This is a genomic window from Streptomyces sp. NPDC005963 (assembly GCF_040638655.1).
In the GTDB taxonomy this organism is placed as follows: Bacteria; Actinomycetota; Actinomycetes; order Streptomycetales; family Streptomycetaceae; genus Streptomyces.
The window spans coordinates 82,027-96,611 of sequence record NZ_JBEXVD010000008.1 but is presented as its reverse complement, the minus strand read 5'-3'; the positions used below and the strand labels follow the sequence as shown (position 1 = coordinate 96,611).

Here is a 14,585-nt window from a genome sequence, read left to right as displayed (position 1 = left end):
CTTGACGAAGCCCGGGCCCGTCAGCACGATGACGTAAACCGTCGTTCAACCACAGATCAGGATCAATCTCCGTAAAGAAGGTCAAAAAAGCCTAAGGAGTTGAATCTGTGACATCGGCGAGCGCGGAACCGCGGTCCGGGAAGCAGACGGACCGAGGGGCCTGGTTTCTGGTCCTTCCCGCACTGATCCCGATCCTCGTGCTCAGCGTGGGACCGCTCCTCTACGGAATTGCGCTCGCCTTCACTGACTCGCAGGCCGGCCGCACCGCCCCGACCCAGTGGATTGGCACCCTCAACTTCCGTGACCTGCTGAAGGACACCCTCTTCTGGGACTCCTTCGGCATCGGGCTGCTGTGGGCCGTCGGAGTGACCGTCCCCCAGTTCCTGCTCGGTCTCGGTCTCGCCCTCCTCCTCAACGAGGAACTACGGCTGCGCTGGCTGGCCCGGGCCCTGGCCATCGTCCCGTGGGCGATGCCCGAGGTGGTCGTCGGCATCATGTGGCGGCTCGTCTACAACCCCGATGCGGGAATCCTGAACGAGACGATCCGCGACCTTGGACTCGGCGACGGCCGCGATTGGCTGACCGGACTGGGCACGGCGCTCCCCGCCGTGATCCTCGTCGGCATCTGGGCCGGAATGCCCCAGACCACCGTCACCCTCCTCGCCGGACTCCAGAACACCCCCGACGAACTCCACGAGGCAGCCGCCCTGGACGGCGCCGGTGCCTGGCGGCGGTTCTGGACCGTCACCTGGCCCGCCGTCAAACCCATCGCCCTGGCCATCAGCGCACTCAACTTCATCTGGAACTTCAATGCGTTCGCGCTGGTCTACGTGCTCACCAACGGCGGCCCCGGTGGGCGCACCCGCCTCCCGATGCTGTTCGCCTACGAAGAGGCATTCCGCTACGGACAGTTCGGCTATGCCGCCGCCATGGGATGCGTCATGGTCGCGGTGATCTCGGTGCTGCTCGCCGTCTATCTGGTGAGCCGGATCAGGGGAGGGGAAACGCGGTGAACCGGACCGGTGCCTTCGCCAGGACGGGACAGTACATCGCCCTGGCGGGCTATCTCGTCTTCTTGGCCTTCCCCTTCATCTGGCTGATCTCCACCGCCTTCAAACCGGCCCGGGAACTGGGCTCGCTCCACCCCACCTGGATTCCCCGGGACCCCACCCTCGACAACTTCCGGCAGGCCTTCGACGAACAACCACTGCTCCAGGCCGCCGCGAACAGTCTGATCGCCGCCTGCTGCACGGCGGTCATCGCCGTCGCCATCGCCACCCCCATGGCCTATGTGATGGCCCGCCATCGCAGCAGACTCTCCACGGCTGCCACCGGATGGGTGGTGATCAGCCAGGCCTTTCCCTTCGTTCTGGTGATCATCCCGCTCTTCCTCGTCCTGAAGAACCTTCGGTTGATCAACACCCTGTCGGGATTGGTCTTGGTGTACGTCGTCTGGTCGCTGCCGTTCGCGCTCTGGATGCTCGCCGGATATGTCCGGGCCGTCCCGATCGAACTGGAGGAGGCCGCGGCGGTGGACGGCGCGGGCCGACTCCGTACGCTCGTCTCCGTCACCGGTCCGTTGCTCGCGCCCGGTATCGCCGCGACGGCACTCTTCGCCTTCATCACCGCATGGAACGAGTTCTTCTTTGCGCTCGTCCTGCTGAAGACACCGGAGAAACAGACCCTGCCGGTCGTGCTGACGCACTTCCTGGGAGCCGAGGGCGTGGCCGACCTCGGCCCGCTCGCCGCCGCGGCCTTCCTGGCCACCCTTCCCTCACTCGTGGTCTTCGCGTTGATCCAGCGACGCATCACCGGGGGAATGCTGGCGGGGGCGGTGAAGTCCTGATGCGCATCCGTCCCGTACCGACGTCTGTCCGTTCGGCCCTGATCCGCATCCGTGCGGTGGCACTCATCGTCGTCTGTGCACTTCTGCTCGGCGGCTGCGCCGCGGACCGGGAGCGGACGACGGGCCAGATCCGGCTGCGCTTCCAGTCCCTCGCCTGGCAGAAGGAGTCCGTCGACGCCAATGAGCAACTGGTCCGGGAGTGGAACGCGCGCCATCCGAATGTTCAGGTCGACTACGTCCAGGGCAGTTGGGACAGCGTCCACGACCAGTTGCTGACCTCCTTCGAAGGCGGCGAAGCGCCCGACGTCATCCATGACGCGTCCGACGACCTCGCGGACTTCGCCTACGGCGGCTACCTCGCCGACCTCCGTGAGTTGCTGCCGCAGCGCCTGCGGTCCGACATCCCGGCCCGGAGTTGGGAGACGGTGACGTTCGGACGGGGCGTCTACGGCGTTCCCTTCCTCCAGGAACCCCGGGTCCTGATCGCCCAAGAGCAGATCCTCCGCGCTTCCGGTGTCCGCATCCCCACCCCGGAACGGCCCTGGAGTTGGGACGAGTTCCGTGCGGTGTGCAAGGACATCACCGCCATGCTGGGCGAGGGGAGGTACGCGGTCGCGTGGCCGCTCAAGGAGCCGGTGTCGGTCACCCTCAACCTGGGGCTCTCGGCCGGCGGGCGTCTCTTCCACCGCGGCCCCGAGAGCACCGCGAACTCCCAGAACACCGAGAACACCGAGGACGCCAACAAGGTGAGGGTCGACTTCACGACGGCCGACGGAGTGGTTCCCCGGACGATCCACGACCAGGTCAACGAGGACGGGACCGCCTCCCGCAGTGCTCTGGGCATGGGTGGATCGGACGCACTGCCGGGGTTCTTCGGCGGCAAGTATGCGATGGTGCCGCTCGGCTTCTCCTACCGCCAGCAGATCGTGCAGCAGGCTCCACCCGGCTTCCCTTGGACGGTGCTGCCGATGCCGGTCGGTGCGGAGGGTGCGGTGCAGGGGGTGAGTCCGCAGACCCTGTCCATCGCAGAGGACAGCCCGTACAAGCGGGAGGCGATGCAGTTCATCGACCACATGCTCCAGCCGTCCAACATGACCCGACTGGCCCGGGGGGACTGGATGTTGCCGACCGGACTGGCCGCGCTGGCGGACCCTTCGTTGCGGGTGCGGCGGTACGGCTGGTCCGTGGGGACGGAACTCGCCCGCGGGCTGCGATCGGCCCCCGCCCAGTCGGTGCGCGGCTATCCGGAGTGGAAGGACAAGGTGGCGACCCCCGCGTACCAGGAGTACTACAGCGGTGCGATCGACCTGGGTGAGTTGCGGGAGCGCCTGGTCGAGGACGGGAATCTGGTGTTGGCCAGGTACCAGCGCTGAGCACGGACGGCCCGAGCTTGCACGGAACGTATCGTCTCGTTTAATCTGAAGTCATGAACGCGCCACGACCTGCCCACATCGCCATGTTCTCCATCGCAGCGCCGGGCCACGTGCACCCCAGCCTTGAGGTGATCCGGGAACTGGTCGCACGCGGACACCGGGTCAGCTACGCGATCCCGGCCTCCTTCGCGGACCGCGTCGCCGAGACGGGTGCCACGCCCGTGGTCTACGACTCGACCCTGCCGACCGAGGACGACCCCGACGCATGGGGCACCGAACTGATCGACAACATCGAGCCCTTCCTCGCCGATGCGATCCAGGCGCTGCCGCAACTGGCGGCGGCGTTCGAGGGCGACGAACCGGATCTCGTCCTCCATGACATCACCGCCTACCCGGCACCCGTACTCGCCCTACGATGGGGCGTACCCGCGGTCGCCCTCTGGCCCAACCTCGTGCCCTGGGAGGGCTACCACGACGAGGTGTCAGGACCGATGGCCGAGGAACTGAAGAAGACCGAGCGCGGAGGGGCGTACTACGCGCGCTTTCGTGCCTGGCTCGACGAGAACGGGCTGCACGACACGGACCCGGACCATCTCGTGGGCCGGCCCCGGCGGGGGATCGTCCTCATCCCCGCGGCGCTCCAGCCGCACGCCGACCGGGTGGACACCTCAGTCTTCACCTTCGTCGGCGCCTGTCAGGGAGACCGTGCCGACCAGGGCCAGTGGCACCGCCCCGAGGAAGCGGAACGGGTGCTCCTGGTGTCGCTCGGCTCCTCCTACACCAAACACCCCGCCTTCTACCGGGAGTGCGTACGAGCCTTCGGCGAACTGCCCGGCTGGCACACCGTCCTCCAGATCGGCCGCCACGTCGACCGGGAGGAGTTGGGAGAGCTCCCGGCGACGGTGGAGGTCCACCCATGGGTGCCGCAACTCGCCGTACTGCGCCGGGCGGACGCCTTCATCACCCATGCCGGGGCGGGCGGCAGCCAGGAGGGACTGGCCACCGCGACCCCCATGGTGTGCGTCCCGCAGGCCGTCGACCAGTTCGGCAACGCGGACATGCTGGTGGGTCTGGGCGTGGCACGCCGGCTCGACTCGACCACGGCCACCGCCGAGCAGGTGCGGAAGGCCGTCCTCGACCTGGTGGACGATCCCGAGGTGGCCCGCCGGCTCGCGGAGATCCGTGAAGCGATGGCGCACGAGGGAGGGGCCGGCCGGGCGGCCACCCTGATCGAATCGGAACTCCTCCCCACCGGTTGACCGGTGGCGGCGCTTCCGCGCCGAGGGGCGGGATCCCCCCAAGGATCCCGCCCCTCGCCCTGCCACCCACAGGACTTCACACGGTCACGGGCGTTCGACTTCCGTCGTCGTCCTGACCCTCCACCGCGGGTGCGGCCTCCGGTCCGCTCTCGTCGTGCGTCATGTCCGGCAGCCACTCCAGCCACTTCGGGAAGTACCAGTTGTGCTCCCCGAGCAGTGCCATCGCGGCCGGCAGCAGCACGCCCCTGATCACCGTCGCGTCGATCAGCACCGCTGCCGCCAGACCGACGCCCATCTGCTTCATCGACTGCATCGACAGGGTTCCGAAGATCGCGAACACTGCCACCATGATCACTGCCGCGCTGGTGACCACGCCCGCCGTCGTCACCACCCCATGGGTGATCGCCTCCCGGGTCGTCCGGCCCTGCATCCGGGCCTCGCGAATCCGTGACACCACGAAGACGTGGTAGTCCATCGACAGGCCGAACAAGATGACGAAGAGGAACAGCGGCAACCACGCGACGACCGCCCCCACCCCCTCCGCGCCGACCAGCGAGGCGCCCCAACCGTGCTGGAAGACCGCGGTCAGGATGCCGTAGGCCGCCCCGACCGAGAGCAGGTTCAGCACGATCGACGTCACCGCGATCGTCAGCGAGCGGAACGACAGCAGCATCAGGACGAACGCGAAGACCACCACGAAGACGAAGACCGGGGTGACCGCGCCGGTGATCTGGTCGTTGAAGTCCTTCGAACGGGCCACCTGACCGGTGATGGGCGCCTCGACCCCGTCGACCTCGCCGAGGGTGGCCGGCCTGACCTCGTCGCGCAGGAGGTCCAGGCTCCTGGCGGCCTCGTCCTGGTCGGCGCCCCCGATCAGCGGCACGTACACGAACGCCAGATCCTCGGCATCGTGCACCACCACCTCGACCGGGCCGCCCGAGGCACCCGAACTGACCGCCCGGTCGCGGAACTCGGCGATCGCCCGCTTCACCGGCGCCGCATTGATGTCGTGCGCCTTCACCACGACCTCGGCGGGCTCCGCACCGCCGGGGAACGCCTCGTTGATGCGTTCGTACGTCGCCACGATCGGCATCGAGTCGCCGAACTCCTGGTTCAGCTTCAGGTCCTGCGTCTTCATGCCGAGCGCCGGCAGGGCGACCGCCACCAGGGCGCCCGTCGCCACCAACAGGGAGACCACCGGGCGCTTGAGCACCCCGCCGAGCACCGCGCTCCAGAAGCGGCTCTCGCCGTTGCCGCTCCCCTTCAGCTTTCCGATGAAGGGGACACGGCCCTTCTCCACCCGGTCGCCCAACAAGGACAGGAGCGCGGGGAGGACCGTCACCGAGCCGACCATGGCCACGGCGACCACCATCAGCGACGCCAGACCCATGGACTCGAAATCGCCAACTCCGGTGAAGAGCATTCCTGCCATCGCGACACAAACCGTCACGCCCGAGACCACGATCGCCCGACCGCTGGTGGCAGCAGCTATCTGGAGGGCGGTCTGGGCGTCCCGCCCGGCTGCCCTCTCCTCCCGTTCGCGCCGTAGGTAGAACAGGCAGTAGTCGACGCCCACCGCCAGTCCGACCAGCAGCATGATGGAGTTGGCGGTGTCACTCATCGGCATGATGTGGCTGACGACCGACATCAGGCCCATCGTCGCCATGATCGCCGTGATGGCCAGTGCCACCGGCAACAACGCCGCCACCAGGGCCCCGAACGCGATCAGCAGGATTCCCAGGGCCACCGGCACGGCCGAGAACTCGGCCTGCTGGAAGTCGTCCCCGAAGGCGTCGTCGAAGGTCTTGGTCATGCTGGCGCCGCCGATCTGCTCGATCCGCAGCCCGGAATGATCGTCCTGCACCCCCTCGACGGCCTTCAGCACCGGTTCGATCCGGTCCGTTGCCTTCTCGGGGTCGCCCCGCATGTCGAACTGGACGAGCGCGCTGCGCCCGTCCTCGGAGATGCTCTTACTGGTGTAGGGGGAGGTCACCCCCGTCACCTCGCCGGTGGCCTGCACGGCCTTGATGACCGCGTCCACGGCTGCCCGGAACTCGGGTGCGGAGGTCTTCAGTGCGCCGTCCTTGGCCTGCACCAGCACGGACTCGCTGACCGGCTCCTCGATGCCGGCCCGGTCGGCTATGCGGGCGGCCTGGCTCGTCTCGCCATCGAGCTGCTCACTCCCGTTGATGTCCTGCCGTCCCATGGCGGAGCCGGCCACCATGGAAACCAGTACGAACAGCACCCAGATGCCGACGGCCGCCCAGCGGTGCCGTGCGCTCCAGCCCCCGGCCCGTGCGGCGAACCCGCGCGGTCTTCTTGCCGCGTTCTCCATAACAGCCTCAATCCCCAGTGGGTGCGGTCGTGTTGCCTCGGTCCACGACGCTACGGCGGCACCCGCCGCCACCTCGTCGTACTGTCCGACGAACCTGGGATCGGGCTTCTACTCCCTTGGGATGCATGTATCCCTCAGAGGAACGGTCCGGGTCCCTTACATCTATTTCCGGCCAGATGTGAAACCCGTTCACATGAACTTTGCAACCCCCTTTGAGGAGTTGGCCTGTTGTAGTTGTGAATTCTTGTTGCCAAAGTCACAGATGGTGGAACCGCTTGAACTGGGCGCGTCAATCGGCCAAGGTTTCGAGCCATCTCCCGGAGGATCTCGCGACCGGGACATGCCCCCCACACACCTGCTGACGAGGAGATCCTCTCCATGGCAACTCACAGACGGAAAAGCAGGATCAAGTCAACGTCGGCCATGGCAGCCATCGTGGCCGTGTCCGGCGGCCTGTTCTTCGGCACGACGTTCGCCGGGGCCTCCACGGCGCCGGAGGGCGTGGTGTACGGCGTCAACGCCGAGGGCGCGGTGGCCGGAAGCTATATCGTGCTGCTCGACGAGAAGGCGGACAAGCGCAGCCTCGCCCAGGAGTACGGCGGCAGACTGAAGCGCGACTACAGCTCCGCCGTCAACGGCTTCTCCACCACCGGAATGACCGAGGACGAGGCCAAGAACCTCGCCCTGCACCCGGCCGTCGCCAAGGTGGTCCAGAACAAGCGGTTCAGCATCTCCGCGACGCAGACCAACCCGACCTGGGGCCTGGACCGCATCGACCAGGTCACGACCGCGGGCGACCGCCGCTACACCTACCCCGACACCGCGGGTGCGGGAGTGACGGCGTACGTCATCGACACCGGGGTGCGGGTCAGCCACCGCGACTTCGGCGGCAGGGCCACGCACGGGTTCGACGCGATCGACAACGACAACATCGCCACGGACGGCAACGGTCACGGCACGCACGTGGCCGGCACCATCGCGGGCGCCCGGTACGGAGTCGCCAAGCAGGCGAAGATCGTCGCCGTACGGGTGCTCGACGACCGTGGATCAGGCACCACCGAGCAGGTCATCGCCGGGATCGACTGGGTCACCAAGAACCGCAAGGGGCCCTCGGTCGCCAATATGAGCCTCGGCGGCAGCGCCGACCCGGCGTTGGACGCGGCCGTCCGCAGGGCGATCGCCTCCGGCGTCACCTTCGGCGTCGCGGCCGGCAACGAATCCCAGAACGCCAGCCTCGGGTCCCCCGCCCGGGTCCGGGAGGCCATCACCGTGGCGTCCTCGACCCGTACGGACACCCAGTCCGGCTTCTCCAACTTCGGCGGGATCGTCGACCTGTACGCCCCCGGTTCGGACATCCTCTCCACCTGGCACATCAGCGACGGTGCCACCAGAACGATCTCCGGAACCTCCATGGCCACCCCGCACGTCGTCGGCGCGGCAGCCATCTACCTGGCCAACCACCCAGGCGCCACCCCGGCGCAGATAGCCAAGGCCCTCACCGACGGCGCCACCCCCGGCAGGATCTCCAACGCCGGTCCGGGCACGGTCAACAAGCTCCTCAAGATCGTCCCGTAACCGAGCGGTGCCCCTGCCGCACTGACGGCGGTCGCCGTACCCTCCCCCACGGGGTGCGGCGACCGTCCTACGCTGAGCTCCATGACGACCAGATACGCACTCCTCCTGCGCGGCATCAACGTCGGCGGCAGCAGGAAGGTCCCCATGGCCGCCCTCAAGGGGGTTCTCACCGACCTGGGCCACGCGGACGTGACCACCTACCTCCAGAGCGGCAACGCGGCCTTCAGCAGTGCGTCGGGAGACGACGAGGAGGCGCTCGCCACCGCCGTGGAGCACGCCATCGAGAAGCACTTCGGCTTCGCGGTGGACTGTCTGGTGCGCGACCACGCCTATCTCACGTCCGTACGGGACGACTGCCCGTTCCCCGCGGAGGCGCTGGAGCCCAAACAACTCCACGTCACCTACTTCTCCGAACGGATCGCGGCAGACCGGTTGGCCGCCGTCGACCAGGCGTCCTTCGCCCCCGAGGAGTACCGGCTCGGGGACCGCTCGCTGTATCTGTACGCGCCCGACGGCCTCGGCCGGTCCAAGCTCGCCGAAGCGCTGGCCAAGCCGCGACTGCTGCCCGGGGTCATCGCGACCACCCGCAACTGGAACACCGTCCGCAAGCTGGTGGAGCTGACCGCTCAGTGACGGTGGCGCCGCGAGTGACGGCGCCAGGTGAACCCGCCGGGCAACCGGACCGCCGCTCCGCGCCTGCCGTGGCTGTCCCGGGTGAGATGGGCCCTGCGCCCGCCCAGGCTGAGGGACCAGCCGTGGGTGCCGATGGTGAGGTGGAGCAGCTTCGGGATCAGGGTGATGCGCTTGTGGTAATGAAACGACATGTCGGCCTCCTTCCCCCGATCCTGCCTCGCGCACGCCCTTCGTACGTCACCGGGACGCCACGAAACGGTCACCGGCCCACTGGCGCGCGGTCGCAGGGGCACCACCCGGCATCCACCCGACACCCCCCGGCACCACCGGGCACGACAGAAGCCGGGGCCCGTGGGCCCCGGCTCCGGCTTCCCCGCCCCCGGTCCGGGAAAGTTCCTGGTGCTCGACCCGGCGACCTATGCGAACGCGGCCATCTGACCGCCCACCAGCGCCGGCAGGGTCTCCTCGTACCGCTGCAACAGCAGCCGGGCCAACTCCGGCGCCGGACCAAGCACGTCCGCCAACACGTCCGCGCCCCGGGCCCCCTCCGCGATGCGGTCGGGCAACCGGCCCGGCGCGATCACATAGGGAGCCACCGCGACCCGCTCGAATCCGTCGGTGCGCAACGAGCGCACGACCTCATCGGTACGGGGAAGGAGTGCGGAGGCGAACGCGGGCCGCACAGCGCACCAACCGGTACGCCGCAGCTCCCGCGCTATGTTTGCGATCACCGCGATCGCCTCCGGGTCTGTGGAGCCCGCCGAGGCCAGGACCAGCCCCGTCGAGCGCTTGTCGGCCTCCCGGAGCCCCGCCTCCCGCAGCCGGCGCTCCAGAGCGGAGAGCAGCAGCGGGGACGGGCCGAGGACCTCGGCCTGATGGATCCGTAGCCTCGGCAGCCGCGCGGACGCCTCCCGCAGTACGGAAGGGATGTCCGACTTGGCATGGAAGGCCCGGGTCAGCAGCAGGGGAAGTGCGATGACGTCCTCGACGCCCTCCCTGGCCAGCCGTTCCAACACCCGCGGCACGCTCGGGGTGTTGAAGTCCAGGAAGGCTACCTCCACGGACAGCTCCGGCCGGTTCGACCGCACGCGCCGCAACAGCGCATCGACGGTCGAGGCGTGGCGCGGATCGCGACTGCCGTGGGCGATGACGAGAAGGACGGGAGGACGCATCACACCACTCAGTTCCTGACGAGGAGCCCGCGGCCCCGCAGGACCGCCCGCTCCAACGGGCTGAAGATCAGCAGATCGATGGCGATGCCGACCAGCAGGATCAGCAGAATTGCCAAGAACACCCCCGGCATGTCGGAGTTGTTCCGACCGTTCTCCAGCAACTGCCCGAGCCCCAGACCGAGATCGGGCGACGAGGCGATGATCTCCGCGGCCATCAGCGAGCGCCAGGAGAACGCCCAGCCCTGCTTGAGCCCGGCCACATAGCCGGGCAGCGCCGCGGGCATCACGATGTGCCACGTCCCCTTGAGGCCGGTCGCACCCATGGTGCGGCCCGCCCGCAGGAACAGCGGCGGAACCTGGTCGACACCGGAGACCAGTCCATTGGCGATGGACGGGACGGCACCGAGCAGGATCACCGCGTACATCATCTGGTTGTTCAGTCCGAGCCAGATCACCGCGGGCGGCACCCACGCCACCGACGGCAGCGACTGGAGACCCGACAGGATCGGACCGATGGCCGCACGGACGAACTTCACCCGGGCGACCAGCAGACCGAGCGGGGTGCCGATGGCGAGCGCGAGCAGGAAGCCGAGCAGACCGCGGGACACGCTCGTCCAGACGACCTCCAGCAGGGTGCCCGCCAGCCACAGTCTGGACACGCTGTCCCACACCGCGGAGGGCGCGGGCAGACTGCCCTCGTCGGTGACCTCGGCCCACACCAGCGCCTGCCAGACGGCGACCACCAGCAGGACCGCCACCACCGGCGGCAGCACCTTCTTCAGCAGAACCTCTTTGACCGGGGTGCGGTGCGACTCCACCGCATCCAGGGCGTCGAGTCCCGCTTCCAGTCCGGCGAGATCGTCGGGCTTTGCCTTGGCCTTGGCCTCGGTCGAGGTCTCAGTGCTGGCCATGTCGGCGGATCTCCCCACGCAGTTCTTCGGTGATCTCGATGGACAGCTCCGCCACGGCGGCGTCCTCGATGCGACGCGGCTGTTCGATGCCGACCGTCCACTCCCGGGCGATCCGGCCCGGTCGGGACGACAGCAGTACCACCCGTTCGGCGAGCCGCACAGCCTCGCGGACGTTGTGGGTGACGAACAGCACCGACAGCTGGGTCTCCCGCCAGATCCGCGTCAGCTCGTCGTGCAACACATCGCGGGTGATGGCGTCGAGAGCGGCGAACGGCTCGTCCATCAGCAGGAGTTGACTGTCCTGCGCCAGGGCGCGGGCGAGGGCCACCCGCTGGCGCATGCCGCCCGACAACTCGTGCACCCGCTTGCGGTACGCACCGCTGAGCCGCACCAGCTCCAGCAGCCGCTCCGCCTCCGTACGGCGTTCGTTCTTGGCGACCCCGCGCAGCCGCAGCGCGAGTTCGATGTTCTTGCCCGCCGTGAGCCAGGGAAACAGCGCGTGCTCCTGGAACATCAGCGCGGGCCGCCCGCCCGGGGTCTCGATGGACCCCGCACTGGGCTTGTCCAGTCCCGCCACCAGATTGAGCAGGGTGGACTTTCCGCACCCCGAGGCCCCCAGGAGGGTGACGAACTCTCCCGGAGCGACATCGAGGGTGATGTCGTCCAGGACGAGCTGCCGTCCCGCGGGTCCCGCGAAGGACTTCGATACGTGTTCGATGCGGGCAGCGGGCCCGGCCGTCGTCGTACGGCCGGTCGCCTGGTCCTTGGTGAGGGTATTGGCCATGGTCGTCACCTCCTGGGAACTCGGTTGTGCCGGGCTACTTGACGCCGAGTCCGGCATCGGCGACCGCGGGCTTGCCCTCGGTCTTGAGGACCTCGTTGAGCTCCCTGAGGTCGTAGATGCCGTTCAGGTCGGGCTTCTCCAACAGGCCGGCCTTCACCGCGTAGTCCGCCTGCGTCTTCAGCGTCGACGCCAGCGGGTCATCGGTGAACAGGATCGACTTCCACGCCGGGTCGATGATCTCGGGCGGCAGCTCCTTGCCCGTGAGGGCCTTCAGCTTGGCGTTCGCAGCCGCCTTCGCCAGATCCGGGTTCGCGTTGATCCAGGCGTTGGTCTTCACCGAGCCGCGCACCACGGCCTGCACCACGTCCGCGTGCTCCTTGAGGAACTTCTGCGAGACGATGATGTGGGTGATCACGAACTTGTTGTCGGGCCACAGGGTCGACTCGTCGAGGAGCACCTTGGCGCCCTGCGCCACGAGTCTGGAAGCCACGGGCTCCGGAACCCAAGCACCGTCGATCGAACCGGACTTGTAGGCATCCGGAGTGATCTTGTTGTCAGTGCGCACGACCGAGACGTCGCCCTTGCCGCTCTGCGCGTCGGCCTTCCAGCCCTTTTCGGCTATCCAGTTCAGGAAGGCGACGTCCTGGGTGTTGCCCAGCTGGGGCGTGGCGATCTTCTTGCCCTTGAGGTCGTCCAGGGTCTTGATCTTCTTGGGGTTGACCACGAGCTTCACGCCACCGGATGCGGAGCCGGCGACGATCCGCAGGTTCTTGCCCTTGGACTTGGTGAAACCGTTGATCGCGGGGGAGGGGCCGATGAAGCCGATGTCGATGGCACCCGCGTTCAGGGCTTCGATCTCGGAGGGGCCGGCATTGAAGGTCGTCGACTTGATCTGGGTGCCGCCCAGCTCCTTCTGGAGGATGCCCTGCTGCTCCCCGACGAGCGCAGTGGCATGGGTGAGGTTGGGGAAGTAGCCCAACTTCACGGTGTCGGCCGAGAGCTTCTTGCCCTTCGCGGCCGGGGTGGTCTTGTCGTCCTTCTTGGCGTCGGAACCGTAGCCGCAGGAGGCGAGTGCGCCGATCAGCAGCGGGATGGCGGCGGCTGCGGCGAGGCCGCGGCGCACAGTGGTACGGGTGGCAGGCACGGGAGGGTTTCCTCTCGAAGGCCCCGGCGGTCACGTCCGTAAGTCGTGGCCGGGAAGTTGGCAGAACGGTGTCTTCGTCGGTGAGGCGGCTTCCGGTGGTGCGTACGGTTCATCGCGCACAACACACGACACCTCCGGAACCTGCGCCGAGGGTGCCGCTGCCCACACGGCCCCCTTCCTTCGCGAAGGTCGCATACACGTCGGTCATCAGAAATCCCACCCCGAGTCTTCGATGCTGTCGGATGTCTGCACGGCCTTGGCCGTGGTGGCGAACGAGTCGCCGGCCATCCCGGCCGCCAGCGTGGTGCCGTCGGCCGGGTCGATCAGGAGGAAGGAGCCGGTACGCCGGGAGTCGGCGTAGGAGTCGAGCGCCAACGGTTCGGCGGTGCGCACGGTCACCAGACCGATGTCGTTGGCGACGAGTTGCCCGGGCTCCGGGTGTTGCGAGAGGTCGTCGAGGGTCAGCCGGGACGGGATCTCCTTGACGATCGCCTTCACCGTCCGCGTGGTGTGCTTGAGCAGCACCCGCTGCCCCACGGTGAGCGGCTGGTCGGCCACGTGGCACACGGTGGCCTCGACGTCCTGCGTGGTCGGCGGCGCGTCCCCGCTCGGCACGATCAGATCGCCGCGCGAGATGTCGATGTCGTCCTCCAGCAGCAGGGTGACCGACTGCGGGGTCCACGCGATGTCCACCGCCTGGCCCAGGAGGTCGATCCCCTTGATCCGCGAGGTGCGCCCCGACGGCAGTACGGTGACCTCCTCGCCGAGCCGGAAGGTGCCGGCCGCGATCTGCCCGGCGTACCCCCGGTAGTCCGGGTGGTCGGCCGTCTGCGGACGGATCACGTACTGCACGGGAAGCCTGGCGTGGCAGGACGCCAGATCGTGCGAGACCGGCACGGTCTCCAGGTGCTCCAGCACGGTCGGACCGCCGTACCAGTCCATGTTCGCCGACGGGTCCACCACGTTGTCACCGGCGAGTGCGGAGATGGGGATCGCAGTGATCTCAGGTACGCCCAGGGAAGCGGCGTACGAGGTGAACTCCTCGGCGATGGCGGCGAAGACGTGCTCCGCGTAGTCGACCAGGTCCATCTTGTTCACGGCGAGGACCACGTGGGGCACGCGCAGCAGGGCGGCCACGGCCGCGTGCCGCCGCGTCTGCTCCACCACGCCGTTGCGTGCGTCCACCAGGACGACCGCGAGTTCGGCCGTGGACGCACCGGTCACCATGTTCCGCGTGTACTGCACATGGCCCGGGGTGTCGGCGAGGATGAAGCGCCGCCGCGCGGTGGCGAAGTAGCGGTACGCCACGTCGATGGTGATGCCCTGCTCGCGCTCGGCCCGCAGGCCGTCCGTGAGCAGCGCCAGGTCCGGGGTGTCCTGGCCGCGCGAGAGCGAGGCCGTCGTCACCGCCTCCAACTGGTCGGTCAACACCGACTTGGAGTCGTGCAGCAGCCGCCCCACGAGCGTGGACTTGCCGTCGTCGACGGAGCCCGCGGTGGCGAAGCGCAGCAGGGTGGTGGCCGACAGTTGCTCGGCCGCCGAGGTGATGGCGG

General features: G+C 68.3%; 14 protein-coding genes. 7 read left to right on the top strand and 7 right to left on the bottom strand.

Annotation, left to right across the window (positions count from 1 at the left end; genetic code table 11):
* Nucleotides 1-107: 107 nt before the first annotated feature.
* From ABZ348_RS14300 to mgt, 4 genes are read left to right on the top strand one after another with little or no spacing between them, the layout of a single operon-like run.
* Nucleotides 108-1,013 (top strand): sugar ABC transporter permease, encoded by a 906-nt coding sequence (locus ABZ348_RS14300; protein ID WP_358932762.1) that lies wholly within the window; start codon nt 108-110, stop codon nt 1,011-1,013.
* A complete protein-coding gene (locus tag ABZ348_RS14295) occupies nt 1,010-1,846 on the top strand; it encodes a carbohydrate ABC transporter permease (RefSeq protein WP_358932760.1) in 837 nt (278 codons plus the stop codon). The genes ABZ348_RS14300 and ABZ348_RS14295 overlap by 4 nt, the downstream gene beginning before the upstream one ends.
* The gene (locus tag ABZ348_RS14290; RefSeq protein ID WP_358932758.1) at nt 1,846-3,219 is read left to right on the top strand and encodes an extracellular solute-binding protein; all 1,374 of its coding nucleotides are present in this window, start codon (nt 1,846-1,848) and stop codon (nt 3,217-3,219) included. The genes ABZ348_RS14295 and ABZ348_RS14290 overlap by 1 nt, the downstream gene beginning before the upstream one ends.
* Nucleotides 3,220-3,272: 53 nt before the next feature.
* Nucleotides 3,273-4,478 (top strand): macrolide-inactivating glycosyltransferase, encoded by a 1,206-nt coding sequence (gene mgt, locus ABZ348_RS14285; RefSeq protein ID WP_358932756.1) that lies wholly within the window; start codon nt 3,273-3,275, stop codon nt 4,476-4,478.
* A 76-nt stretch (nt 4,479-4,554) separates the two neighbouring features.
* On the opposite strand, the gene ABZ348_RS14280 is transcribed toward mgt, so the two are convergent.
* A complete protein-coding gene (locus tag ABZ348_RS14280; protein ID WP_358932754.1) occupies nt 4,555-6,813 on the bottom strand; it encodes an MMPL family transporter in 2,259 nt (752 codons plus the stop codon).
* A gap of 378 nt (nt 6,814-7,191) precedes the next feature.
* Here ABZ348_RS14280 and ABZ348_RS14275 point away from each other — a divergent pair, with 378 nt between their 5' ends.
* Nucleotides 7,192-8,388 carry a S8 family peptidase gene (locus ABZ348_RS14275; protein ID WP_358932752.1) on the top strand — a complete coding sequence of 399 codons (1,197 nt, stop codon included), beginning with the start codon at nt 7,192-7,194 and terminating at the stop codon, nt 8,386-8,388.
* An 81-nt stretch (nt 8,389-8,469) separates the two neighbouring features.
* Nucleotides 8,470-9,021 (top strand): DUF1697 domain-containing protein, encoded by a 552-nt coding sequence (locus tag ABZ348_RS14270; RefSeq protein WP_358932750.1) that lies wholly within the window; start codon nt 8,470-8,472, stop codon nt 9,019-9,021.
* On the opposite strand, the gene ABZ348_RS14265 is transcribed toward ABZ348_RS14270, so the two are convergent.
* Complete coding sequence (locus ABZ348_RS14265) at nt 9,015-9,212, bottom strand: DUF4236 domain-containing protein (RefSeq protein ID WP_358878397.1); 198 nt, start codon at nt 9,210-9,212, stop codon at nt 9,015-9,017. The genes ABZ348_RS14270 and ABZ348_RS14265 overlap by 7 nt on opposite strands.
* Here ABZ348_RS14265 and ABZ348_RS14260 point away from each other — a divergent pair.
* Nucleotides 9,211-9,459 (top strand): hypothetical protein, encoded by a 249-nt coding sequence (locus ABZ348_RS14260; protein ID WP_358932748.1) that lies wholly within the window; start codon nt 9,211-9,213, stop codon nt 9,457-9,459. The genes ABZ348_RS14265 and ABZ348_RS14260 overlap by 2 nt on opposite strands.
* Here the strand turns inward: ABZ348_RS14260 and ABZ348_RS14255 are convergent.
* The 5 genes from ABZ348_RS14255 to ABZ348_RS14235 form a co-directional block, all read right to left on the bottom strand.
* Nucleotides 9,438-10,193: a sirohydrochlorin chelatase gene (locus ABZ348_RS14255; RefSeq protein WP_358932746.1), complete on the bottom strand. Its 756-nt coding sequence runs from the start codon at nt 10,191-10,193 to the stop codon at nt 9,438-9,440. The two genes, ABZ348_RS14260 and ABZ348_RS14255, sit on opposite strands and share 22 nt — an antisense overlap.
* A gap of 8 nt (nt 10,194-10,201) precedes the next feature.
* Nucleotides 10,202-11,104, bottom strand: a complete 903-nt coding sequence (locus ABZ348_RS14250) for an ABC transporter permease (protein WP_358932744.1) — start codon at nt 11,102-11,104, stop codon at nt 10,202-10,204.
* A complete protein-coding gene (locus tag ABZ348_RS14245) occupies nt 11,091-11,888 on the bottom strand; it encodes an ABC transporter ATP-binding protein (protein WP_358932742.1) in 798 nt (265 codons plus the stop codon). The genes ABZ348_RS14250 and ABZ348_RS14245 overlap by 14 nt, the downstream gene beginning before the upstream one ends.
* A 34-nt stretch (nt 11,889-11,922) precedes the next feature.
* Nucleotides 11,923-13,032: an ABC transporter substrate-binding protein gene (locus ABZ348_RS14240; RefSeq protein ID WP_358932740.1), complete on the bottom strand. Its 1,110-nt coding sequence runs from the start codon at nt 13,030-13,032 to the stop codon at nt 11,923-11,925.
* Between the two features lie 207 nt (nt 13,033-13,239).
* Nucleotides 13,240-14,580: a GTP-binding protein gene (locus tag ABZ348_RS14235; protein ID WP_358932974.1), complete on the bottom strand. Its 1,341-nt coding sequence runs from the start codon at nt 14,578-14,580 to the stop codon at nt 13,240-13,242.
* Nucleotides 14,581-14,585 lie beyond the last annotated feature (5 nt).